The organism is Sphingobium sp. WTD-1 (genome assembly GCF_030128825.1).
Taxonomy (GTDB): Bacteria; Pseudomonadota; Alphaproteobacteria; order Sphingomonadales; family Sphingomonadaceae; genus Sphingobium.
Window position 1 is genome coordinate 5040445 of record NZ_CP119127.1, and the last position, 22307, is coordinate 5062751.

Annotated in this window: 21 protein-coding genes; 8 read left to right on the top strand and 13 right to left on the bottom strand. The window is 66.1% G+C overall.

Annotation, left to right across the window (positions count from 1 at the left end):
• Positions 1-53: 53 nt before the first annotated feature.
• Positions 54-1103 carry an AraC family transcriptional regulator gene (locus tag N6H05_RS24940; protein ID WP_284112174.1) on the top strand — a complete coding sequence of 350 codons (1050 nt, stop codon included), beginning with the start codon at positions 54-56 and terminating at the stop codon, positions 1101-1103.
• Here the strand turns inward: N6H05_RS24940 and N6H05_RS24945 are convergent.
• The 6 genes from N6H05_RS24945 to N6H05_RS24970 form a co-directional block, all read right to left on the bottom strand.
• A complete protein-coding gene (locus N6H05_RS24945; RefSeq protein ID WP_284112176.1) occupies positions 1100-2197 on the bottom strand; it encodes a glycosyltransferase in 1098 nt (365 codons plus the stop codon). The two genes, N6H05_RS24940 and N6H05_RS24945, sit on opposite strands and share 4 nt — an antisense overlap.
• Positions 2194-3285, bottom strand: coding sequence for a sugar-transfer associated ATP-grasp domain-containing protein (locus N6H05_RS24950; RefSeq protein WP_284112177.1), 1092 nt, complete (start codon positions 3283-3285; stop codon positions 2194-2196). Before N6H05_RS24950 ends, N6H05_RS24945 begins: the two co-directional genes overlap by 4 nt.
• A gap of 3 nt (positions 3286-3288) precedes the next feature.
• Positions 3289-4095, bottom strand: a complete 807-nt coding sequence (locus tag N6H05_RS24955) for an NTP transferase domain-containing protein (protein WP_284112178.1) — start codon at positions 4093-4095, stop codon at positions 3289-3291.
• Positions 4095-5126, bottom strand: a complete 1032-nt coding sequence (locus N6H05_RS24960) for a D-alanine--D-alanine ligase family protein (protein WP_284112179.1) — start codon at positions 5124-5126, stop codon at positions 4095-4097. The genes N6H05_RS24955 and N6H05_RS24960 overlap by 1 nt, the downstream gene beginning before the upstream one ends.
• A 91-nt stretch (positions 5127-5217) precedes the next feature.
• A complete protein-coding gene (locus N6H05_RS24965; protein WP_284112180.1) occupies positions 5218-5790 on the bottom strand; it encodes an NUDIX domain-containing protein in 573 nt (190 codons plus the stop codon).
• Positions 5787-7409, bottom strand: coding sequence for an NAD(P)/FAD-dependent oxidoreductase (locus N6H05_RS24970; protein WP_284112181.1), 1623 nt, complete (start codon positions 7407-7409; stop codon positions 5787-5789). Before N6H05_RS24970 ends, N6H05_RS24965 begins: the two co-directional genes overlap by 4 nt.
• 118 nt (positions 7410-7527) lie before the next feature.
• Here N6H05_RS24970 and N6H05_RS24975 point away from each other — a divergent pair, with 118 nt between their 5' ends.
• Entirely contained in the window at positions 7528-7935 is a 408-nt protein-coding gene (locus tag N6H05_RS24975) for a MerR family transcriptional regulator (protein ID WP_004210206.1), read from the top strand.
• Positions 7936-7992: 57 nt separating this feature from the next.
• The gene (locus N6H05_RS24980; RefSeq protein WP_284112182.1) at positions 7993-9795 is read left to right on the top strand and encodes an acyl-CoA dehydrogenase C-terminal domain-containing protein; all 1803 of its coding nucleotides are present in this window, start codon (positions 7993-7995) and stop codon (positions 9793-9795) included.
• A 6-nt stretch (positions 9796-9801) separates the two neighbouring features.
• Here N6H05_RS24980 and N6H05_RS24985 read toward each other — a convergent pair whose 3' ends face one another.
• Positions 9802-10686: a DUF3617 domain-containing protein gene (locus N6H05_RS24985; protein ID WP_284112183.1), complete on the bottom strand. Its 885-nt coding sequence runs from the start codon at positions 10684-10686 to the stop codon at positions 9802-9804.
• Between the two features lie 122 nt (positions 10687-10808).
• On the opposite strand from N6H05_RS24985, the gene N6H05_RS24990 reads away from it, so the two are divergent.
• Entirely contained in the window at positions 10809-12107 is a 1299-nt protein-coding gene (locus N6H05_RS24990) for an APC family permease (protein ID WP_284114309.1), read from the top strand.
• A gap of 18 nt (positions 12108-12125) precedes the next feature.
• On the opposite strand, the gene dnaJ is transcribed toward N6H05_RS24990, so the two are convergent.
• A complete protein-coding gene (dnaJ, locus tag N6H05_RS24995) occupies positions 12126-13259 on the bottom strand; it encodes a molecular chaperone DnaJ (RefSeq protein WP_284112184.1) in 1134 nt (377 codons plus the stop codon).
• Between the two features lie 103 nt (positions 13260-13362).
• Positions 13363-15261 carry a molecular chaperone DnaK gene (gene dnaK, locus N6H05_RS25000; RefSeq protein ID WP_004210200.1) on the bottom strand — a complete coding sequence of 633 codons (1899 nt, stop codon included), beginning with the start codon at positions 15259-15261 and terminating at the stop codon, positions 13363-13365.
• A gap of 177 nt (positions 15262-15438) precedes the next feature.
• Here dnaK and N6H05_RS25005 point away from each other — a divergent pair, with 177 nt between their 5' ends.
• Both N6H05_RS25005 and N6H05_RS25010 read left to right on the top strand, forming a co-directional pair.
• Positions 15439-15924, top strand: coding sequence for a copper chaperone PCu(A)C (locus N6H05_RS25005; RefSeq protein ID WP_284112185.1), 486 nt, complete (start codon positions 15439-15441; stop codon positions 15922-15924).
• On the top strand, positions 15921-16385 hold the full coding sequence (locus tag N6H05_RS25010; RefSeq protein WP_284112186.1) for a vgr related protein: 465 nt from the start codon (positions 15921-15923) through the stop codon (positions 16383-16385). Before N6H05_RS25005 ends, N6H05_RS25010 begins: the two co-directional genes overlap by 4 nt.
• A 10-nt stretch (positions 16386-16395) precedes the next feature.
• Here N6H05_RS25010 and N6H05_RS25015 read toward each other — a convergent pair whose 3' ends face one another.
• The 4 genes from N6H05_RS25015 to sdhC form a co-directional block, all read right to left on the bottom strand.
• Positions 16396-17022 carry a hypothetical protein gene (locus N6H05_RS25015; RefSeq protein ID WP_284112187.1) on the bottom strand — a complete coding sequence of 209 codons (627 nt, stop codon included), beginning with the start codon at positions 17020-17022 and terminating at the stop codon, positions 16396-16398.
• A 124-nt stretch (positions 17023-17146) separates the two neighbouring features.
• Positions 17147-18961, bottom strand: coding sequence for a succinate dehydrogenase flavoprotein subunit (sdhA, locus tag N6H05_RS25020; protein WP_010339302.1), 1815 nt, complete (start codon positions 18959-18961; stop codon positions 17147-17149).
• Positions 18961-19350, bottom strand: a complete 390-nt coding sequence (gene sdhD, locus N6H05_RS25025; RefSeq protein ID WP_004210192.1) for a succinate dehydrogenase, hydrophobic membrane anchor protein — start codon at positions 19348-19350, stop codon at positions 18961-18963. Before sdhD ends, sdhA begins: the two co-directional genes overlap by 1 nt.
• On the bottom strand, positions 19350-19745 hold the full coding sequence (gene sdhC, locus N6H05_RS25030) for a succinate dehydrogenase, cytochrome b556 subunit (protein ID WP_037490915.1): 396 nt from the start codon (positions 19743-19745) through the stop codon (positions 19350-19352). The genes sdhD and sdhC overlap by 1 nt, the downstream gene beginning before the upstream one ends.
• A 172-nt stretch (positions 19746-19917) precedes the next feature.
• Between sdhC and N6H05_RS25035 the strand changes: the two genes are divergently transcribed.
• Complete coding sequence (locus N6H05_RS25035) at positions 19918-21249, top strand: methyl-accepting chemotaxis protein (protein WP_284112189.1); 1332 nt, start codon at positions 19918-19920, stop codon at positions 21247-21249.
• A 39-nt stretch (positions 21250-21288) separates the two neighbouring features.
• Positions 21289-22287, top strand: a complete 999-nt coding sequence (locus N6H05_RS25040) for a 50S ribosomal protein L11 methyltransferase (RefSeq protein WP_004210185.1) — start codon at positions 21289-21291, stop codon at positions 22285-22287.
• The last annotated feature ends 20 nt before the right edge of the window (positions 22288-22307 follow it).

Sequence of the window (22307 nt, forward strand, 5' to 3'; positions counted from 1 at the left end):
AGCTTTATCGATATAATACGCAGCGAAGTAACAAGCAGACAGACAGGCGCGCGATGGAGGAGCAGGATTTTTTCTTCGGGCTGGAAGGCCCGCTGGAGGCGGTGCCGGCCGCCGGCCAGATGCGCGCGGCCAATCTGCGCGGCTTTTCCGACTATGTCCGCGCGCGCGGTGGGGCGCCGCGCCGCATTCTCGCCCAGCATGGCCTCGACCCGATGGTGCTGGCCGATCCCGACAGCCATATCGCCTGCCAGCAGGTGGCGGCGATGTTCGAATATTGCAGCCTGTTGTTCGACGATCCGCTGTTCGGCCTGCACCTTGCCGCCACCCAGGACGCCGATATTTTCGGCAGCGTCACCGCCGTCTGCCGCGCCGCGCCGGACCTGCGCGCCGCGATCGCCAGCCTGATCCGCTACCTGCCGGTCGCCCATTCGCCCGAGGCGCAGCTGGAACTGGTGGACGATGGCGGCATGGCCGAACTGCGCTGGGTAGTCGGCGCCGATCTCGGCTTCAACGACCAGGCCAATTATCAGGCGATGATGCTGATCCTGCTGCTGTTGCGGACCGTCAGCGGACAGCGCTTCCGCGCCGCCTGGGTGCAATTTTCGGCCGATCCCAGCCCGCGCGAACTGATCGAGATAGAGGCGTTGCTGGGCACGGCCGTCCGCCCCCGCGCACCGGCCAGCGCGATCGGCTTTTCCGCCGCCTTGCTCGACCTGCCGATCGCAACGGCCAATCGGCTGACCTATCGGCTGGTCGGCGGCTATCTGGGCCGGCTGCGCCTGTTCAACCATGCCGACATGGCGGAACGGGCGCGATCCTATGTGCGCGGCGCGCTGCCGGCCGGGACATGCGCGATCGAGCGCTGCGCCGACCGGATGGGCCTGTCGGTGCGGACGCTGCAAAGCCGGCTCGCCGCCCATGGCCTGCATTTCAGCGATCTGGTCGAGGAACAGCGCGAGCAACTCGCCCGCATCTATCTGCGCCAGACACCGATGCCGATCGACGAGGTGGCGGAGCGGCTGGGCTATGCCGAACAGACCAGCTTCGGCCGTGCGTTCAAGCGCTGGACCGGGCAGACGCCACGGCAATTCCGACAAGGCTAGCGCAGCAGCCGCACCCAGGCATCGGACAGCGCCTCCAGGCCGAAATGGTCGATCCGGTCGCCGGGGCGGATTGCGGTGGCGAGATCGAGCTGCCGGGCCAGCGCATCGGCCATCGCCGCCGCATCGGCCGGGTCGACCAGCAGGCCGCAGCGCCCATGGTCCAGCAGGTCGGCCGCATTGCCCGCGCTGCATGATGCAACGATGGGCACGTCCACAGCCATCGCCTCCAGCAACACATTGGGCGATCCCTCCCACCAGCTCGGCAGGACGAAGGCATCGGCATGGGCGAGCCAGGGGAAGACGTTGTCGACCGTGCCGGGCAGGTCGATATGCTCGGCCACGCCCAACGCCGCCGCCTGCGCCCCCAGGCTGTCGCGGGCGCGGTCGCGGCTTTCGCCCAGGATGATGAGCCGTGCCGGTCGCTGCTGCCGCAGCAGCGCAAAGGCCGCGAGCAAGGTGGCGAAATTCTTCTGCGGCGCCAGCCGGCCGATCGCGAGGATCACCGGCGGCTGGCGGCCCATCCAGCGATGCGGCACCGGCCCGTCCGCCAGGAAGCGGGCGGCATCGGCATCGATGCCATTGGGGATCACCGCCACCTTGCCCGCCCGCACCGCGCCGGCAAAGGCAGGCGTATCCGCCAGGGTGGGCGACACCAGCACCAGATGATCGGCATCGCGCGCCAGCAACCGCGCCATCGCGGTGCGGCCGAGGCGCCCAAGCCCGCCCGACGGCGCGCCCGCCGCATTGCGCATGATGTCGTTGCTGATGCGATAGATGCGCCGCACGTCGCACAGCCCCTGGCTCGCCGCCCAGGCCGTGCCATGGCCATGATTGCCCGCCGAAATCAGCGTCGCTTGCCCCCGCGATCGCAAATGCCGCCGAAGCGCTGCGATCGCCTGCACCTTTTCGCGCGGGCGCGACGGGTTTGGCCCGGCCAGCAGCACATGATGCGGCACGCCGGTCACGCCTTCGCCGCCCGGCAGCGCCGTCACCAGTTCGACCGCCAGACCGCGCGCCGCCAGTTCAGTCGCCAGGATACGGACATTGCGCACCACGCCGGTCGCGGCCAGCGCATGGACATAGAGGATGATCACGCCCGGCGCGCGTCGCGCTCGATCGCGCCGGCCGCCTGCCAGCGCTGCGCCGGCAGATGGCGCAGATGATGGCAATAGAGCGCGCCCAGCCGGCTGTCGGCCAGCCCCCGGCCGCTTACCAATTGCATGATGTCGGTGCCTGGGTTCCAGTTGCCCTCGACCAGCACCGGACCGTCCGGCGTCAGACCGACATCCCAGCCGATCACGGTAAAGCCCGATCGAAAGGCGAGATGCGCCCGCAAGGCCAATGCCACGGCGGCATCGAGATCGGGCACCGGCCGGCCGCTGATGGGCGTGCCGGTTTGCGGATGCCGGTCGCAGCGGATCGGCGTGCCGTCCGGTCCCGCCTGCCATGCCGGGCCGCAGCGCCCGTCGACATCGACTGACAGCACCAGATTGCCGGCGTTGAAATTATCCACAGGGCGCCCGCCCCCGGCGGACAGGCGCAGCGCCAGCGCGCAGGTCTCGGGCGTGCCGACCTCGTCCAGGCAGGTGACCACCCGCAAGGTCGGCAGTGCGCCTGGCGACATATCCGCCAGCGCGTCATGGGTAGCCAGGCAGCGCTGGATCACCCCGCCGGCGGCCCAGAGCGCCAGCAGGCGCGCGCGCAGCGCATCGTCGGTGATCGGCCCTTCCGCGCCTTCCCAGCGCCCGCCCTTCTTTGCGAAGCGCACGACGCCCTGCCCCTTGGAGCAGTAACTGGGCTTGGCGATGATGGCGCTCTGGCCATGCAGCCAGGTGGCAATATCACTCGTCTCCAGCGCGAAACTGTCGGGCACCGGCAATCCCGCCGCCACGGCATGGCGGGCGAAAAGCTGCTTGTTCTTGAGCGGATTGGCTTCGGCCGGGAAGGCGCCGGGATTGAGCAGCCGATGCAGCCCCTTGCGATCGCGCATGCTGAGCCCCTGCGCCCGCACCGCATCGCACAGCAGGCGCCGTTCCGATGCGGCCCAGCCACTGCGCCCGCTCGCCGCGATCAGGCGGGCAATCGTCCGGCGACCGACCGGCCAGTGGCGGCGCAACCCGTCATGATAGGCCGCCAGCAGGCTATTGCCGTCTGCCGGGGGCAGCGCACGCAGCGTGAACAAGGGTCAGGCCGCCTCGACCCGCGCCAGCCGCCGCTCCAGCAATTCGCTTGCCACGCCATGGCTGCGCGCATTGTCGACGTCGATCGCGACCGCGCCGTCGCTCAGGATCACCGGCGCGATCACCATGCGGAAGCGGCGGGAGAAGCGCGCAAAGGCCTGGCCCAGCGTGCCGATGCCGAAGCGGAAACGGATCAGGTTGATAAGGCCGAAGGCGCCGATGATCCGCATCGGGTGCTTCACGAACTGCCCGCCCGAGCGGAAGGTCTCAGCCGCCGCCAGCGCCTTTGCATCCTTCAGCCAATAGGTGTTGCAGTTGGAAAATTCGTCGTCGGCAAAGTGATAGAATTTGCGCTGTCCCTGCGGATGCGCCGCCAGCACCGACGCGCGGCGGGTGAAGGCGACGCCGGCGTTCGCCCCCTGCGCGGCGCAGCCGTCCAGCATTTCGGCCAGTGCATCGGGCGTCAGCAGCACATTGTCGGCGGTGGTGATGAGCAGCGGGAAGCGCGCGCCATCGGCCGCCGCCAGGACGGAATCGACCAGATTGGGCCGGGCAGGAATCGCGACCAGCCGGCCCGTATTCCGCAGTCCGCGCAGTTGCGGCAGTGTGTCGAGCACCGCCACATCCTCGATCGCGACCCGGATTTCGCCAATGCGGGGGCTGGCTGCCAGCGCCTCGATCACATGGACCAGCATCGGCTGGCCGACCACCGGGACCAGGCATTTATGGGTGACGCCCGCCGCCTGCGCGAGCGGATCGGTCGCGCCGTCGCGCTTGCCGGCGAGCACCAGCGCCGTTGCCGTGCCGGGCATCAGGCCGCCTCCAGCACCGGCATTTCGGTCAGCAGGCCATGGCGGGCCAGGCTGTGCGCGACGATGGTTTCGACCAGGCTCTGATGATCGACGCCGATCGACGCGGCCGAGCGCGAGATCGTCTTCTTCGACCACAGATTGCAGGACAGGTTAACTTCCATGAACAGCAGCTCACCCGACGCCGGATCATAGCGATACTCGAACCGGCCATAGTCGAACGGCCAGAGTTCGGGCAGCAGGCGGCGGGTCATGTCCTCCAGCCGCGCGCGCAGGTCATGATCCTCGACCAGGATCAGCGGATCATCGCCCGCATCGATCAGGCCGCGCTTTTCCTCATAGCTGCGCTCGCGATGCGGATCGGCCGGCACATACATCATCGGCGGGAGAATCCAGGGCTGGCCACCGCTGCCGCCGACGACCGGCACGGCCACGTCGAGCAAGGGCGCCCAAGCCTCGACCAGCACATCATGGCCCAGGCCATGGAGATGATCGGCATGGGCATGAGCCTCCGCCCAGCTGTCGACCATCGCGAGGCCCCAGGAGGCCGAGGAGGCGTTGGGCTTCACCACCAGCCGTTCCGCCTGAAATTCCGGGCCGGACGGCATCGCGCCGCGGCGCAGGATGCGCGCCGGCATGGTCGGTACGCCATGAGCACGGGCGATCAGCTTGGAGAGATATTTGTCGTCCGACACGCCACGCAGGATCGGACTTGCGCCCAGGAAAGGCACGCCGCGCCAGGACAGCAGCAGCGGCGCCAGCATCTCGCTATTCTGGAAGCCGCCGCGATTGAGCAGGGTGACGACGAAGTCGACATCGGGCTTGTCGAACAGCGCATCATAGCTGTCGGCGACCGCGACATGGAGGCCGATCGCCTCCAGCGTCGATCGCATCTCATGATGATAGACGGCATGATTGCCATCCACGCTGTCGGCCCCGCCGCCCTTGCAGGCATGCTTGGCCAGGAACAGGAGGCGCAGCCGGGCCTTGTCGGCCGGGGAGATGCGCATGCAACGGTCGATCGGGTTCAGCATGGCGCCGCAATAGCGCACGCCCGTTACGCTGGATTGACGGTGCGATGACGCCGGTTGGTCGATCCGGCGACAGCGTCGTTACGAAATGGCTTCAGTTTTCGGACAGTGGATCGAACAGGGCCGGGTGGCGCGCGCGCAGCGTCAGCAGCAGGATCACCAGCTTGCCATCCTGCAATTGCTGCGCCTCGAAGCGGCGCCACAGGTCGGCAAGCGGCAGTTCGTGGACCAGGATATTCTCCTGCTCCTCGACCAGGCCACCACCATCCGCGACACGGTCCGCCGCGCGATAGGGCGACAGGAAATAATCGATCTTTTCGGTGACGACGCTGGGGATGCTCCAGATCTGGCCGACCGGTTCCAATGCACCGAGCGCCACGCCTGCTTCCTCCAGCGCCTCGCGCCGGGCGCAATCGGCGGGTTCATCCTCCAATATGCCGGCGATCGCCTCCAGCATGTCGGGCAGGCCCGCGAGCATCACCGGCGTGCGCGGCATGGAGACGACCAGCGCAACTCGCCGTTCCGGATCATAGGGCAGCACCGCAACGGCACGGCGCATCTCCACCACATGGCGCTCGCACTCCACGCCGTCGTCCATCCGCAGCCGCATCAGCCGCAGGTTGAGCCAGCCTTCATACAAGGCGCGGCTCGACAGGATTTCGGTCACGCCGCCACCATCTGAACCGCCACCGCCTCGGCCACCTTGATGCCGTCGATCGCCGCCGACAGGATACCCCCGGCATAGCCCGCGCCCTCGCCCGCCGGGTAGAGGCCGGCAACGTTGAGGCTCTGAAAATCCTTGCCGCGCGTGATGCGGATCGGCGAGGATGTGCGGGTTTCCACACCGGTCATCACCGCTTCGGGATCGTCATAGCGGGCGATCTGACGGCCGAACGCCGGCAGCGCCTCGTGAAACGCTTCGATCACATAATCGGGCAGACAGAGCGACAGGTCGGTCGGCGTCACGCCCGGTTTGTAGGACGGCACGACCGACCCCAGCTGGGTCGAAGGCCGACGCGCGAGGAAGTCGCCGACCGTCTGCCCCGGCGCCCAATAGGAAGAACCACCCGCGACATAGGCCAGGCTTTCCCAATGGCGCTGCAGCTCGATCCCCGCCAATGGCCCCTCGGGGAAATCGCGCGCCGGATCGATGCCGACGACCAGCCCCGAATTGGCGTTGAATTCCGCGCGGCTATACTGGCTCATGCCATTGGTGACGACGCGCCCTTCCTCCGAAGTGGCGGCGACCACCCGGCCACCCGGACACATGCAGAAGCTGTAGACGGTGCGGCCGTTGGCGCAGTGATGGGCGAGGCTATAGGCCGCCGCGCCCAAGTCGGGATGGCCGGCGCAATTGCCATAGCGCGCCTTGTCGACCCAGCTTTGCGGATGCTCGATCCGCACGCCGATCGAAAAAGGCTTGGGTTCAATATGCACGTCCTTGCCGTGCAGCATCTCGAAGGTCGGGCGAGCGCTGTGGCCCACTGCCATCACAACATGATCCGCCTCGATCACGCTGCCGTCGTGCAGGACCAGCCCGCGCAATTTCTGCGTGCCGTCGCCCTGCCGTTCCAGCACCAGATCGTCGACGCGGTGCTGCCAGCGATATTCGCCGCCGAGCGACTCGATCTGCTTGCGCATCGCTTCGACCATCGAGACCAGACGGAAGGTGCCGATATGGGGGTGCGCCTCCCACAAGATATCGTCAGGCGCGCCGGCGGCGACGAACTCCTCCAACACCTTGCGGCCCAGGAAGCGGGGATCCTTGACCCGGCAATAGAGCTTGCCGTCGGAGAAGGTGCCGGCGCCGCCTTCGCCGAACTGGACGTTGCTATCGGGGTTGAGCTCGGCCCGGCGCCACAGGCCCCAGGTGTCCTTGGTCCGCTCGCGCACCACCTTGCCGCGATCCAGGATGATCGGCTTGAACCCCATCTGCGCCAGGATCAGGCCGGCGAACAGGCCGCACGGCCCCGCCCCGATCACCACCGGGCGCTTGCCCTGCCAGCCGTCGGGCACATGCGCGACGAACTTGTAGCTGGTGTCGGGCGTCGGCCGGACATCATGGTCCTTGGCAAAACGCTCCAGCACTGCCGCCTCGTCCGCCACGTCGATGTCGAGCGTGTAGACCAGCTGGATCGCGCTGCGGCGGCGCGCATCATTGCCGCGCCGCACGACGCTGTGGCCAAGCAATTGCTGCGGCTCCAGCCCCAGGCGTTCGCAGATGGCGACGGGCATCGCCTCGGCCGGATGGTCGAGGGGCAGTTTCAAACCGGAAAGACGGATCATGGCGCCGCCCATAGTCGCAAATCGCCCGAAATGCTATTCCCCGAGGCCGTGGCACGGCCGATCGTCCTGCGCATCTTCTAACCTTGACGTAAACGTAAAGCCGTCATAGTCTTTGCTCATGAACACGCGCACCAGCATTGCCGGCATCGAGCTTCCCGATGACCGTGACCAGCAGAGCTACAGCATCACCGACCTCAGCGAGGAGTTCGGCGTCACCGCCCGTGCCCTGCGCTTCTATGAGGATGAAGGGCTGATCGCACCGGAGCGCCAGGGCCTGGCCCGCGTCTATTCGCGCCGCGACCGCGCCCGCCTTGCCTGGATCCTGCGCGGCAAGCGCGTGGGCTTCAGCCTCAACGATATTCGCGAGATGATCGACCTCTATGACGCCGACGAGGGTCATGAAGAACAGCGCCGCGTGACGATCGACAAGTGCCGTGCGCGCATCGACCTTCTGACCCGCCAGAAGGACGATATCGATGCCGCCATCGCCGAACTGGCGAGCTTCATCGGAACGATCGAGAAATAAGCCGGAGCCGCATCGTCGGCTCCCCCGCAGCAGAACAAAAACGCCTGGAGAAGATTCATGCCCAGCTACAACGCCCCTGTCCGCGACACCCGCTTCGTGCTCGACCATGTCGTCGGGCTGGAGCGCTACGCCAATCTGCCCGGTTTCGAGAATGCGACCCCCGATCTGGTCGAGGCGATCCTGACCGAAGGCGGCAAGATCGCGTCGGAAGTGCTGTTTCCGATCAACGCCGTGGGCGACAAGGAAGGCTGCACCCGTCATGCCGACGGCAGCGTTACCACGCCGACCGGTTTCAAGGCCGCCTATGACCAGTTTGTCGAGGGCGGCTGGACCACGCTGCACGCGCCGACCGAATTTGGCGGCCAGGGCCTGCCCAACGTCGTCGCCACTGCCGTCACCGAATATGTGCTGTCGGCCAACCAGGCGTTCGAAATGTATCATGGCCTGACCGCCGGCGCGATCGCCGCGCTGATCGCCAAGGGCAGCGACGAGCAGAAGGCCACCTATCTGCCGAACATGGTGTCGGGCGTCTGGACCGGCACGATGAACCTGACCGAGCCGCATTCCGGCACTGACCTCGGCCTCATCAAGACCAAGGCCGTGCCGAACGGCGATGGCAGCTTCGCGATCAGCGGCACCAAGATCTTCATCTCGGCCGGCGAACATGACCTGGCGGAGAATATCATCCACCTCGTCCTCGCCAAGACGCCGGGTGCGCCCGACAGCAGCAAGGGCATCTCGCTGTTCGTCGTGCCCAAGTTCATCGTCAATGAAGACGGCTCGCTGGGCGACCGCAATGCCGTGTCCTGCGGCTCGCTCGAACATAAGATGGGCATCCACGGCAACGCCACCTGCGTCATGAACTATGACGGCGCCAAGGGCTGGCTGGTCGGCGAAGAGAATAAGGGCCTGGCCGCCATGTTCATCATGATGAACGCCGCCCGCCTGGGCGTCGGCCTGCAGGGCCTGGGCCAGGGCGAGATCGCGTTCCAGAACGCCGTCCATTATGCCAAGGACCGTCGCCAGGGCCGCGCGCTCACCGGCCCCAAGGAGCCGGAAGAAAAGGCCGACACGCTGTTCGTCCACCCCGATGTCCGCCGCATGCTGATGGAAGGCAAGGCGCTGACCGAGGGCCTGCGCGCGCTGATCCTGTGGGGCGCATTGCAGCATGACCTGTCACATAGCGCCGCGACCGAGGAAGAGCGTCAGGCGGCCGACGATCTGCTCCAGCTGCTGACCCCGGTGATCAAGGGCTATGGCACCGACAAGGGCTTCGACGTTGCGGTGTCGAGCCAGCAGGTGTTCGGCGGCCATGGCTATATCTGGGAAAATGGCGTCGAGCAGTATGTCCGCGACGCCCGCATCGCCCAGATCTATGAAGGCACCAATGGCGTGCAGGCGATGGACCTGGTCGGCCGCAAGCTGCCGATGAATGGCGGCCGCGCGCTCCAGGCCTTCCTCAAGATCCTGGCCACCGAAATCGCCGAGGCCAAGGGCAATGAGAAGCTGGCGAGCTTCGCCGATGCGCTCGAAAAGGCCAAGGGCCAGCTCGAAGCGGCGACCATGTGGCTGATGCAGAACGCGATGAAGAACCCCGACAATGCCGGGGCCGGCGCGCATCATTACATGCATATCCTGGGCATCGTCGCCACCGGCCTGATGTGGCTGCGCATGGCGAAGGCCGCCACCGGCCTGCTCGACGCGGGCGAGGGCGATGCCGGCTTCCTGGAAGCCAAACTGGTCACCGCGCGCTTCTTTGCCGAGCGCATCATGCCCGACGCCGGTTCGCTCCGCCGCAAGATCGAGGGCGGCGCCGACACGCTGATGGCGCTAGACCCGGACATGTTCCGGGCGGCCTAATCAGCCTTAATCCCGCCCTGCCGTGCCTTCGGGCTGGGAGGGCGGGCATTCGCCGATGCGGCGGCCGTTGAGCAGGTATCGCGCCTCGGTTTGAAAACGCCCGGTGTCGGTGTTGGCGAGCATCAACCCTTCAATCCGCTCGGCCGTCAACTGCGCACTCAATCGCATATCGATCGTGCCATAACGTGAAGGACAGGAGCGGGTGACACTCAGCCGCCCCTCCTCCACCTCCATGCGCGCCAGCATGCAGCCCTGGTGTCCCTCGCGCTCGAAATGATCGTCGACAAATTGCTGCAGCGTCTCCGCATCGCTGCGGCTGAGGCATAGCTGATAGCGATAACCCGGCGGCGCCGGCGGCGGCGCCCGTGACGGGCGGGGGCCAGTCGTTGGAAGCCCCCGCGTCTGGCTGAATATCCGCCCCTTCTCGATCTCCCACAGACCCGGCCTGATCCGGTAGCGCGATCCGGTCACGAGAATATCCGCGTCCCGCTCGGCCGGCGGCAGGCTGATCTGCGGACCGGGCAGCGCGACCGAAGCGACCGGTTGCCGAGCCTGCTCCAGCGCAGCGGGACGAACAAGGACCACATCCTCCGCCTCCATATCCGCATCAACCAGCGCCGCGATCCGGTCGCTGACGCAGGCCTGTGCCTCGCGCCGTCGTCCATGGCCATCGGCGACGCACTGGCGCACGAACTCGCACATCGCCTGATCGACCCGATCCTCGCCGCTGCTGCGCGTGATCGTGCAGCGGACGAGGTCGCGGCCGCGCACATCATAGTCGATGCCGACCTTGCGCAGCTTGGCGGCAGTGACGATGATCGGATCGTCCGCATCGGCCGCGACGAGCGACGAGGACAGAAGCATCAACGCGCCTGTCGCGATCGATCGCATGTCCCGCCTCTCCTGCCCTATCCTTGGCCAAGGATCACCCGAAGCGCGCCGCCATGCAAGTCCGAACGAAGGCGCAACGATCCGTGCTGGCCCTACCCCGCTTTCACCGATAGACAGGGATGATGGACAGCCCGCCGCCGGCACAGGATGTGATCCCCCACCGCCCGGTGCGGACGCTGGGGCTGGCCGCCTGCATCGCGCTGGTCATGGGCAATATGATCGGATCGGGCGTGTTCCTGCTGCCCGCTGCGCTCGCCCCCTTCGGCTGGGATGCGGTCGCCGCCTGGGTCTTCACCATTGCCGGCTCCTTGATCCTGGCCTTTGTGATCGCCCGGCTGACGGTCGCCATGCCCGATGCCAATGCCGCGCAGATGAGCGCGCGCGCCTATGGTCCGCTGGCCGGCTTCGCGATCGGCTGGATCTACTGGCTGTCGATCATCATCACCAATGTGACGATCGCGGTCGCAGCCACCGCCAACCTGTCCAGTCTGCTGCCGATTCTCAATCGGCCGGGCATGGGCGCGCTCTGTTCGATCGGCTTCATCTGGCTGACCACCGCGATCAACCTGCGCGGCGCCCATGCCGCAGGCACCGCCCAACTGGTGACGACGATCATCAAGGTCGTGCCCATCCTGGTCGTGCTGGTGCTGCTGGCGCTGACGATCGGGCGCGGCACGGCGGAAATCGTGCCCTTCCCAGCCCAGGGCTTTACCGGCAGCGGCATCACGGCAGCGGCGGCACTGACGCTGTGGGCATTGCTCGGTTTCGAATCCGCCTCGGTCGCGGCCGACAAGGTCAAGGACCCCGCCCGCACCGTGCCGCGCGCGACGATGATCGGCACGGCGGTCACCGGCCTGCTCTATCTGTTCGTGTGCTCCGGCATCGCCCTCACTTTGCCCGGCGCCGAAAGCCAGACCGGATCACCATTCGGCGCCTATGTCACCCATTATTGGTCGGCCGGCCCCGCCAGCCTGATCGCGACCTTCGTCGTCATCAGCTGCCTTGGCGCGCTCAATGGCTGGACCCTGTTGCAGGGCGAAGTGCCGCTGGCGATGGCGCGCGCAGGCGAACTGCCGGCCTGGCTGGCGGGCACGGATGCGCGCGGCACGCCGGTGCGCGGACTGATATTGTCGAGCATCCTTGCCAGCCTGCTGCTGGTCGCCAACAGCCTGCAGGGACTGGTGGCCTTGTTCACCGCCATGGCGCTGCTCGCGACATCGGCGACCCTGTGGCTTTATGTGGGTTGTGCGCTGGCCGCGCTACGCTTGCGGATTGCAGTCCCCGCCGCAGCGGTCGGCCTGGCCTATGCCTGCTGGACTTTATGGGGCGCGGGCCTCATCCCCAGCGGCGCCAGCTTCCTGCTGATGGCGGGCGGCCTGCCCTTCTACTGGTGGGCGCGGCGCACCAGCGCCACGCCCTGACCAGACAAGTGGGGAGGTTCAGTCCCCCCACAATTCCTTGAGCTTACCGAAGAAGCCGCTCGATTGCGGGCATTCCTCGCCGGTCTCGGTCTCGCGGAAGGCCTCCAGCAGTTCGCGCTGCTTGGCCGTCAGCTTGGTCGGCGTCTCGACATCGACCTGGACGACCAGGTCGCCCTGACCGCGGCCGTTCAGCACCGGCATGCCGGCGCCGCGCTGCTTGATCTGCTTGCCCGACTGGATGCCGCTCGGGATCTTGATCTCATGCCGCTGGCCATCGAGGCCCGGCACTTCGATCATCCCGCCCAGCGCCGCCGTCGTGATGCTGACCGGAACGCGACAGAAAAGCGTGGTGCCATCCCGTTCGAAGATGCTGTGCCGCTTCACATGCAGGAAGATGTAGAGATCGCCCGCAGGCGCGCCACGCGCACCGGCCTCGCCCTCGCCGGACAGGCGAATGCGGGTGCCTTCGTCGACGCCCGCCGGGATATTGACCGACAGCGTCTTGGGCCGATCGACCCGGCCTTCGCCGCGACAGGATTTGCAGGGGCTTTCAATCACCTGGCCCGCGCCATGGCAGCTGGGGCAGGTCCGCTCGACCACGAAGAAGCCCTGCTGTGCCCGCACCTGGCCATGCCCCTGGCAGGTGCCGCAGGTCTTGACTCCGGTGCCCGGCTGGGCGCCCGAACCGTCGCAGCTATCGCAGGCGGCCGACACCTCGATCTGGATCTCGGTCTTCTTGCCATGATAGGCTTCGTCCAGCGTGATTTCGAGATCATAGCGCAGGTCCGCGCCGCGGCGCTGCTGCTGGCGTCCGCCACCGCCGCCAAAGCCGGCCTGGCCAAAGATCGTCTCGAAAATATCGCCAAGATCGGAGAAACCGCCGGCGCCGCCGTGGAATCCGCCACCGCCGCCCTGTTGCTGCTGCTTGAACGCGGCATGACCGAACCGGTCATAGGCCGCCCGCTTCTGCGGATCCTTCAGGCAGTCATAGGCTTCGGAAACGGCCTTGAACTTGGCCTCGCTGTCGGTGCAGCCCCCGGTCTTATCCGGGTGATATTTCATCGCCAGCTTGCGATAGGCGCTCTTGATCGCGGCCCCGTCGGCTGTGCGTTCTACTTCGAGCAGTTCGTAATAGTCGATTTCGGTCGTCATCTCGCCCTCGGCGCGCACGGTCCCCGGCCTCGCTCCGAACGGATGCACTGGTCAGAAACCAGCCTGTCCGCCGGGAGCGAAGTCGAGGAGCGTTTCATGGGGCTTACGCCTTGTTGTCGTCCACTTCGGAGAATTCGGCGTCGACGACGCCGTCATCGGCCTTCGGCGCTTCGGCCTCCGGCGAGGCTGCAGCAGCCTGCTCCTTCTCGTAGATCGCCTGGCCCAGCTTCATCGCGACGGTCGCGAGTTCCTGCGCCTTGGCCTTCATGGCTTCGGCGTCGCCGCCTTCGATCGCCGACTTGGTTTCGGCAATCGCGGCTTCGATCTCGCCCTTCAGCGATGCGTCGACCTTGTCGCCATGTTCGGCCAGCTGCGCCTCGGTCGTGTGAACCAGGCTTTCGGCATTGTTCTTGGCTTCGGCCGCTTCACGACGCTTCTTGTCCTCTTCGGCGAAGCGCTCGGCATCCTTGACCATCTGGTCGATGTCGGAGTCGCTGAGGCCGCCCGAGGCCTGGATGCGGATCTGCTGTTCCTTGCCGGTGCCCTTGTCCTTGGCGGACACGTTGACCAGGCCGTTGGCGTCGATGTCGAAGGTGACTTCGATCTGCGGCACGCCGCGCGGCGCCGGCGGGATGCCGACCAGGTCGAACTGGCCGAGCAGCTTGTTGTCCGCCGCCATTTCACGCTCGCCCTGGAACACGCGGATGGTCACCGCCTGCTGATTGTCATCGGCGGTCGAATAGACCTGCGACTTCTTGGCGGGGATGGTGGTGTTGCGGTCGATCATGCGGGTGAACACGCCACCCAGCGTCTCGATGCCCAGCGACAGCGGGGTCACGTCGAGCAGCAGCACGTCCTTGACGTCGCCCTGCAGCACGCCGGCCTGAATGGCGGCGCCCATGGCGACGACTTCGTCCGGGTTCACGCCGGTGTGCGGTTCCTTGCCGAAGAATTCCTTCACGGCTTCGCGCACCTTGGGCATGCGGGTCATGCCGCCGACGAGGACGACTTCGCTGATCTCGCTGGCGGTCACGCCGGCGTCGGCCAGAGCCTTCTTGCAGGGCTCCATCGTGCGCTTGATGAGGTCGGCGACCAGACGCTCCAGATCGGCGCGGGTGATCGTCTTCACCAGATGCTTGGGGCCATTCTGGTCCGCGGTGATGAAGGGCAGGTTGACTTCGGTCGACTGGGCCGAGGACAGCTCGATCTTCGCCTTTTCAGCGGCTTCCTTCAGACGCTGGAGGGCCAGCTTGTCCTTGGTGAGGTCGATGCTTTCCGCCTTCTTGAAGTCGGCAGCCAGATATTCGACCAGCTTGGCGTCGAAATCTTCGCCGCCCAGGAAGGTGTCGCCGTTGGTCGACTTCACTTCGAACACGCCATCGCCGATCTCCAGGATCGAGATGTCGAAGGTACCGCCGCCAAGGTCATAGACGGCAATGGTCTTGCCGTCCTGCTTGTCGAGGCCATAGGCGAGCGCGGCTGCGGTCGGCTCGTTGATGATGCGCAGCACTTCGAGGCCCGCAATCTGGCCGGCGTCCTTGGTCGCCTGGCGCTGGGCGTCGTTGAAGTAGGCGGGAACGGTGATGACGGCCTGCGTCACGGTTTCGCCCAGATAGCTCTCGGCAGTTTCCTTCATCTTCTGCAGGATGAAGGCGCTGATCTGCGACGGGCTATATTCCTCGCCACCGGCCTTGACCCAGGCGTCGCCATTCGGACCCTTGGCGATGTCATAGGGGACGAGTTCCATGTCCTTCTTGGTCATGGGATCGTCGAAGCGGCGGCCGATCAGGCGCTTCACCGCGAAAATCGTGTTGTCCGGATTGGTGACAGCCTGACGCTTGGCCGGCTGGCCGATCAGGCGCTCGCCATCCTTGGCGAAGGCGACGATCGACGGCGTGGTGCGCGCACCTTCCGCATTTTCGATAACCTTGGGCTTGCCGCCGTCCATCACAGCGATGCAGCTGTTGGTCGTGCCAAGGTCGATACCGATAACTTTTGCCATTTGTGTCCTCTTTGAACCCCAAAATATATTCAGCGGTTGACGGCCCAATACCTCACGTAAGCGCCAAGGCAAGGCCGGTTTGCGCAAGGGATATAGGCGCGCTTTCGCTTGGCACAAGGATCGGGGACGATTAGTCAGCTATTGACCGGAAACGAGACAGTCACGGAGCCCAAGTCCATGCGTGCGCCCTTTGCCCTTATCGCCCTCGCCGCGCCGCTGGCCCTTGCCGGCTGTGGCGACCCTGCGCCCAGCTATGTCGACCAGGCTTGGGTCCGGCTGTCACCCAACAAGGATACGCCCTCGGCCGGCTATTTCGTGGCGCATGGCGGCGATGCCGGGGTGCAGTTGCGCGGGGTGATGACCGACTATGCGCTCAAGGTCGAGATGCATGAGAGCGTCGGCAAGGACGGCATGATGTCGATGCAGCCGATCGAGAGCGTCGACGTGCCGGCCAAGGGCACGGTGGCCTTCGCGCCGGGCGGCAAGCATCTGATGATCTGGGGCGTCAACGATACCGCGATCAGCCGGGGCAAGATGCAGCTTACCTTCCTGATGTCGAACGGCGACCGATTGCTGGTCGATGCGGTGATCCGCAAGCCCGACGGCAGCGCACCGGCGGCGCCTGCTACGGACAATGCGACGGACGAGCATAAGGCGCATTGACCAGCCGCCCGCTGACACTTGAGGAGGCCGCGCTCGCCCGGACGATGTTCGGCGACGCGATCGCCTATGACCGGGTGCGGGTCCACAACCGGAAATGGTGGCCCTTCCAGCCGCGCGCGGTGACCATGGCCCCCGACGGCGACCTGTGGTTTCATCCCGAAGGCGGCCTCTTCTGCGACGATTTCTGCGCCAGCCCGCTCAGCCTGCAGGGCCTGTTCATCCATGAGATGACCCATGTGTGGCAGGCGCAGCGGTCGGGCAAATATTGGCTGCCGCTAATGCGTCACCCCTTCTGCCGTTATGATTATGCGATCGAGCCGGGCAAGCCCTTCGCCCGATATGGCATCGAGCAGCAGGCCGAAATCGTCCGCCATGCCTTCATCCTGCGCCAGGGCGGCCGGGTGGAAGGCAAGCCGGGGATCGCGGTTTATGAGGCGCTGTTGCCATTTGCCTTGACCTGATCGCTCCCCCTTACCCCCCATGGCCGCTGCGGCAACCGTCGGGGACGACGCTACGGCTGAGCGAAGCGGTCGAGAAGATGTCGGCTTCGGGCAGGCTGTGGCTGTAGGTGAGGACCGCGCTGGTCAGGCGCTCCGTCGCGTCGTCATTGGCGTCATGGATCGTCGCCGCGATAATCGCGCCGTCGTCGAGCACATCATAGGTGCGCAGATTGCCGTCATCGGCCACCGCGATGCGGGATACAGGGCCATAGCGACCGCCGGTTTCCCGCCCCAGAAATTCCTTGGCGACCAGCTTGCGGTTGGCGTTGACGCCACAGGCGGCGGCCGCGAGTGACGGCGAAGTTGACACCTCTCCGGTACGGACATCCAGATGCTGGGCCTCGCCGGTCGCGCAATTGGCGACGATCCGGTCGCGCGGGGTTTCGACCCGGTGACGGTCGCCCTGATGATATTCCGCCGCCCATTCCTTGAGCTGCACTTCCTCGCTGGGCGTCACCACATTCCAGGTGCAGACCGCATATGTCGCTTTCGTTGTCCGCGTCAGCGCCAGCACCGCGTCCACATCCTGGGGCGGGGCCGCAGCCGTCAGCAACAAGGGCAGCAGGATCATCCCCTGACGTCCAACAGGCTTCCGCATCGCCGGCACCTCCTTGATCGATCGGCACCCAAGCTAGAGGCTGATCGCGCGCGCGCAATGGGCAAAGAAAAAGGGCGGACCAGATGGCCCGCCCTCTTCGGATTTCCGGCATGATGCCAGAGGCTTAGTATACGCGCGCCTTCGGCTTGATATACTCGGCCTCGTCGGTCATCGTGTAGTCGTGGACCGGACGATAATCGAGCGTCACCTTGCCGCCCGAACCACCCCAGCCTTCGAACCAGCTGATGGTGTGCTTCATCCAGTTTTCGTCGTCGCGGTTCGGGAAATCCTCATGCGCATGGGCGCCGCGCGATTCCTTGCGGGCCTCGGCGCCTTCCATCGTGCAGATGGCCTGGCTCATGAGATTGTCCAGTTCCAGCGTCTCGATCAGGTCGGTGTTCCAGATCAGCGAACGGTCGGCGATCTTGACGTCCTGCAGGCGCTTGTTGACCGCCTGCATCTTGACGACGCCGTCGGCCAGCAATTCGCTGTCGCGGAACACGGCGGCATGCTTCTGCATGGTGCGCTGCATGTCCATGCGGATGTCCGCCGTCGAGGTGGTGCCGTTGGCGTTGCGATAGTGATCGAGGCGCGACAGCGCCAGATCGGCCGCATTAGCCGGCAGCGGCTTGTGCGGGGTGTTGGGCTTGAGATTGTCCTTGAGGAACAGGCCGGTTGCGCGGCCGAACACGACAAGGTCGATCAGCGAGTTGGAGCCGAGGCGGTTCGCGCCATGGACCGACACGCAGGCCGCTTCGCCGACCGCGAACAGGCCCGGCACCACGACTTCCGGATCGTCGCCGACCTTCGTCACCACCTGGCCATGATAGTTACAGGGGATGCCGCCCATATTGTAATGGACCGTCGGGGTCACGGGCAGCGGCTGGCGGGTCAGGTCGACGCCGGCAAAGATCTTGCCGCTTTCGGTGATGCCCGGCAGGCGCTCGGCCAGAACCTTGGGGTCGATATGGTCGAGGTGCAGGAAGATGTGATCCTTGTGCTCGCCGACGCCGCGGCCCTCGCGCATTTCCATCGCCATCGAGCGCGACACGACGTCACGCGACGCCAGATCCTTCGCCGACGGGGCATAGCGTTCCATGAAACGCTCGCCTTCGGAATTGGTGAGATAGCCGCCTTCGCCGCGCGCGCCTTCGGTGATCAGCACGCCCGCGCCATAGATGCCGGTCGGATGGAACTGGACGAATTCCAGATCCTGCAGCGGCAGGCCGGCGCGCAGCACCATGCCGCCGCCGTCGCCGGTGCAGCTATGGGCCGAAGTGGCCGAAAAATAGGCGCGGCCATAGCCACCGGTCGCCAGCACGACGGCATGGCTGCGGAAGCGGTGGATGCTGCCATCTTCCATGCAGATGGCGATGACGCCGCGGCATTCCTTGCCGTTCGGGCCATCTTCCATGATCAGGTCGATAGCGAAATATTCGATGTAAAAGTCGGCGTCATACTTCAGGCTCTGCTGATAGAGAGCGTGCAGCATGGCGTGGCCGGTACGGTCGGCGGCGGCGCAGGTGCGCTGCACCGGCGGGCCGGCGCCCATATTCTGCATGTGGCCGCCGAAGGGACGCTGATAGATGGTGCCGTCCTGGTTGCGGCTGAACGGCACGCCGGCATGTTCCAGCTCGATCACGGCCGCCGGCGCTTCGCGCACCATATATTCGATCGCGTCCTGGTCACCCAGCCAGTCCGACCCCTTGACGGTGTCATACATGTGCCAGGTCCAGTGGTCGGGGCTGTTGTTGCCGAGCGAGGCGGCGATGCCGCCCTGCGCCGCCACGGTGTGGCTGCGGGTCGGGAACAGCTTGGTGATGCAGGCGGTCTTGAGACCCGCTTCGGCGCTGCCCATGGTGGCGCGCAGGCCCGAGCCGCCGGCACCCACGACGACGGTGTCGTAGGTATGGTCGATGATCTTGTAGGCTTCGCTCATTACTTGACGACCCCGATGAAGGCGATCTTGGCGATCGCGAAGACGCCCGCGGCAGCGCCGGCATAGGCATAGAAGTTCAGCAGCAGCATCGAGAAGAAGGCCAGGCCCTTGTCGTGGACATAGTCCTCCAGCATGACCTGCATGCCCAGACGCAGATGCATGAAGATGCTGACGACCATCAGCATCAGCGGCACGGCGACCAGCGGATTGTGGATCCAGTTGACCACGCTCTCATAATCGAGGCCGGGCAGCGCGATCAGGCTGAAGAGCAGCCACAGCACCAGCAGCAGATTGCCGATGGCGGTGTAGCGCTGTGCCAGCCAGTGGTGCGCGCCATGCTTGGCCGAGCCAAGACCGCGGACGCGGCCGATTCCGGTTCCGGTACCCATCAGAATTTCCCCAGGCAGATCGCGGCCCAGAAGGCGGCGGTGGCGATGGTGGACAGCACGAAGGTCAGGATCGACCAGGTCTTGCTGGTCTTGAGGTCATAACCCGCGCCCATGTCGAGCACGAAGTGACGCAGACCCGAGAAGAGGTGCTGGAAGAAGAACCAGGACAGGCCCGCCATGACCAGATAGCCGATCGGCGAGGTCGCGCAGGTGACGAAGGTGGCATAGGCTTCCGGGCCGGTCGCGGCGGCCATCAGCCACCAGATGAGGCCAAGAGCACCGGCAGTGGCCAGGCCATTGCCCGTCACGCGGTGAATGATGGAGACGGCCATTGCCGGCCCCCATTTCCAGATCGTCAAATGCGGCGAGAGCGGCCGGCTTGTGGTTCGCGCCATGTCTACCCAGGTCCCTGCTATGTCCTTTGAGTCCGCTCCCCTTAGGAGCGAAGACGCCGAAGGGCAAGCCGCGCGGACCATGTCGATGCGCGCGCCCAAATAAGAAGTGATTAACCAAATGGCGCTATCACCGCCTGGTTCGTCCTGACACCTATTTGGGGTTCTGCAATCCATGACTTCCGCCACCACGCCCAGGAACGCCATCGCCCAGATGCTGGCCGAAGTGGACCCCCGCGGTGATCTGGCCCGTGGCATGGCCGAAATCGAGCAGCTGGTCGCCGACGATGCGGTGATTGCCGCCCGCACCTTCTTCTCCACCTATATGGACAGTTCGGGCCTGCGAAACCGATTGCAGCCCACGACGCTGGCGAAGATCGAGACCGCCGCGCATGAATATATCCGCCAGAAGCTGCGCCATTACAGCGCCGGCGACTGGGCGCTGTCCTCCACCGCCTGCGTCCGCCACGCCCGCAAGCACGGCATTTCCGTGCGCGGCGTGCTGCTGCCCGTCGCCGCGGCCAACGAGAAACTGACCGATATCATCTGGGAACGCGCAGCCGACGACGCCACCCGGCGCCGGCTGGTCGACATCATGGCGCAGGTCGGCATGGTCGATGCCGGGCTGATGGCCAATGTGATCGCGATCGACGATGCCGAAAGCCAGCGCAATGCGCGCCAGCAGTTCGGCGTCCTATTCGAGCAGCGCATCATGGGCGAGATCGACGGCGCGTCGCAACTGGGCGAATCGCTGCGCGAACAGGCAAAGGATGCCTCCGCCGCGACCCGCGGCATGCTGGGCAAGGCGTCGGAAGTCGCCGCCGCCGCCGAACAATCCGCCCTTGCGATGCGCGAGGCCGCTCGCACCTCGGCCGGCCTGATCCGCGCGATCGAGGACGCGCGCACCGAGGTGGAAAGCGCCGCCGAAGTGGCGCAGCGCGCCGCGTCGCAATCGGGCGACGCCGTTTCCATGTCGGCCACCCTGTCGGACCATGCCAAGTCGATCGAATCGATCCTGGGCCTGATCCGCGACATTGCCGGCCAGACCAACCTGCTGGCGCTCAACGCCACGATCGAGGCCGCCCGTGCCGGTGACGCCGGTCGCGGCTTTGCCGTAGTGGCGCAGGAAGTGAAGAGCCTGGCCAACCAGACCGCCCGCGCTACCGACGAGATTGCCGGCAAGATCGCCGCCATCCAGGCATCGACCCGCCAGTCGGTGGAGACCAACGAGCGCATCCGCGACACCGTCGGCGAAGTGCAGGCCAGCGCCCAGCGCATCCGCCACGCCATGGACGCGCAGGCCCAGACCGTGACGATGATCACCGCCGCCGTCGACGAGACCGCGCTGGCCGCCGACTCGATGTCGACCACCATTTCCGCGATCCGCCAGGACACCGAAGTGGTCGCATCGGAAATCGATCAGCTGGAACGCGGCTTCATGAGCGTCGAGGGCAAGCTGTCCAGCCTGCGACATGCCTCCAGCGACTTCGGCCGCCAGGTCGCCTGACCCTTTTCCTGCCGCTGCCGCTGGTCTAAAGGCGGCGGCATGAATGATGTCGCTGCGCCAGCCGCCCAGAGCTGGAAAGTCACCCTGCCCTGCACCCGCGCCGAAGCGGAGGCGCTGGACGGGGACATCGCCGCCTTCGCCCTGATGGAGCATCCGCCGGTGCTGATGACCAGCGAGGCGGAGCCGGACGACGAGAATAAGTGGCAGCTCGACGCCTATTTCGAGGGCAAGCCGAGCCCGGCGGCGATCAAGCTGCTCAAGACCCTGGTGCCCAGCGCATCGGGCATCAAGCCGCAGGTGGAAGCGCTGCCCGACGAGGATTGGGTGACGATGAGCCAGCAGGGGCTGGAACCCGTCACCGCCGGCCGATTCCATGTGCGCAACGTCGCCAGCGATCCCGAACAGCCCGGCCATGTCAATTTCCTGATCGAGGCGAGTCGTGCCTTTGGCACCGGTCAGCATGAGACCACCGCCGGCTGCCTGGCGATGATCGACCGGATGCGCAGCGTCGGCATGCGCTTCCGCAATGTCGCCGATATCGGCACCGGCACCGGCCTGCTCGCCTTTGCCGCGATGACATTGTGGCCGCGCGCCCATGCGATTGCTTCCGACATCGATCCGGTGGCGGTCGACATCAGCCGCGAGAACGCCGTGGCGAACGGCATTGCCCTGGGCGGGGGCGCTGGCCAGTTGGCGCTCTGCACCGCCGCCGGCGTGGATCATCCCGCGCTGGTCGGTCGCGCGCCCTATGACCTGCTGATCGCCAATATCCTGGCCGGGCCGCTGATCGAACTGGCGCCCTCGCTCTGCGCATTGGTGGAGGATGGCGGCACGATCGTGCTCGCCGGCCTGCTCAACGAACAGGCCGATGCGGTGATCGCCGCCTATCGCGCGCAGGGCATGCGCCTCGCCGAACGCAGCGATCGCGGCCATTGGCCGACTTTGCGCCTGCGCAAGCGCCCCCAGATCGGCTGGAAACGCCCCCGCCGCATCAATGCCGCCGCGCGTGGCGAAGCCCCTGGCTTCGGCAGCATCTGACTTTTCGACTTATCCACAGG

Bases quoted from the DNA above. Each gene is read 5' to 3' on its own strand.
- N6H05_RS24975 (WP_004210206.1), top strand. From the start codon at position 7,528: ATGAACACGCGCACCAGCATTGCCGGCATCGAGCTTCCCGATGACCGT.
- N6H05_RS24960 (WP_284112179.1), bottom strand. From the start codon at position 5,126: ATGCTGAACCCGATCGACCGTTGCATGCGCATCTCCCCGGCCGACAAG.
- N6H05_RS25040 (WP_004210185.1), top strand. From the start codon at position 21,289: ATGAATGATGTCGCTGCGCCAGCCGCCCAGAGCTGGAAAGTCACCCTG.
- N6H05_RS24980 (WP_284112182.1), top strand. From the start codon at position 7,993: ATGCCCAGCTACAACGCCCCTGTCCGCGACACCCGCTTCGTGCTCGAC.
- N6H05_RS24990 (WP_284114309.1), top strand. From the start codon at position 10,809: ATGGACAGCCCGCCGCCGGCACAGGATGTGATCCCCCACCGCCCGGTG.
- N6H05_RS24970 (WP_284112181.1), bottom strand. From the start codon at position 7,409: ATGATCCGTCTTTCCGGTTTGAAACTGCCCCTCGACCATCCGGCCGAG.
- N6H05_RS25015 (WP_284112187.1), bottom strand. From the start codon at position 17,022: ATGCGGAAGCCTGTTGGACGTCAGGGGATGATCCTGCTGCCCTTGTTG.
- dnaJ (WP_284112184.1), bottom strand. From the start codon at position 13,259: ATGACGACCGAAATCGACTATTACGAACTGCTCGAAGTAGAACGCACA.
- sdhD (WP_004210192.1), bottom strand. From the start codon at position 19,350: ATGGGTACCGGAACCGGAATCGGCCGCGTCCGCGGTCTTGGCTCGGCC.
- N6H05_RS25005 (WP_284112185.1), top strand. From the start codon at position 15,439: ATGCGTGCGCCCTTTGCCCTTATCGCCCTCGCCGCGCCGCTGGCCCTT.
- N6H05_RS24955 (WP_284112178.1), bottom strand. From the start codon at position 4,095: ATGCCCGGCACGGCAACGGCGCTGGTGCTCGCCGGCAAGCGCGACGGC.
- N6H05_RS24940 (WP_284112174.1), top strand. From the start codon at position 54: ATGGAGGAGCAGGATTTTTTCTTCGGGCTGGAAGGCCCGCTGGAGGCG.
- N6H05_RS25035 (WP_284112189.1), top strand. From the start codon at position 19,918: ATGACTTCCGCCACCACGCCCAGGAACGCCATCGCCCAGATGCTGGCC.
- dnaK (WP_004210200.1), bottom strand. From the start codon at position 15,261: ATGGCAAAAGTTATCGGTATCGACCTTGGCACGACCAACAGCTGCATC.
- N6H05_RS24985 (WP_284112183.1), bottom strand. From the start codon at position 10,686: ATGCGATCGATCGCGACAGGCGCGTTGATGCTTCTGTCCTCGTCGCTC.
- sdhC (WP_037490915.1), bottom strand. From the start codon at position 19,745: ATGGCGCGAACCACAAGCCGGCCGCTCTCGCCGCATTTGACGATCTGG.
- sdhA (WP_010339302.1), bottom strand. From the start codon at position 18,961: ATGAGCGAAGCCTACAAGATCATCGACCATACCTACGACACCGTCGTC.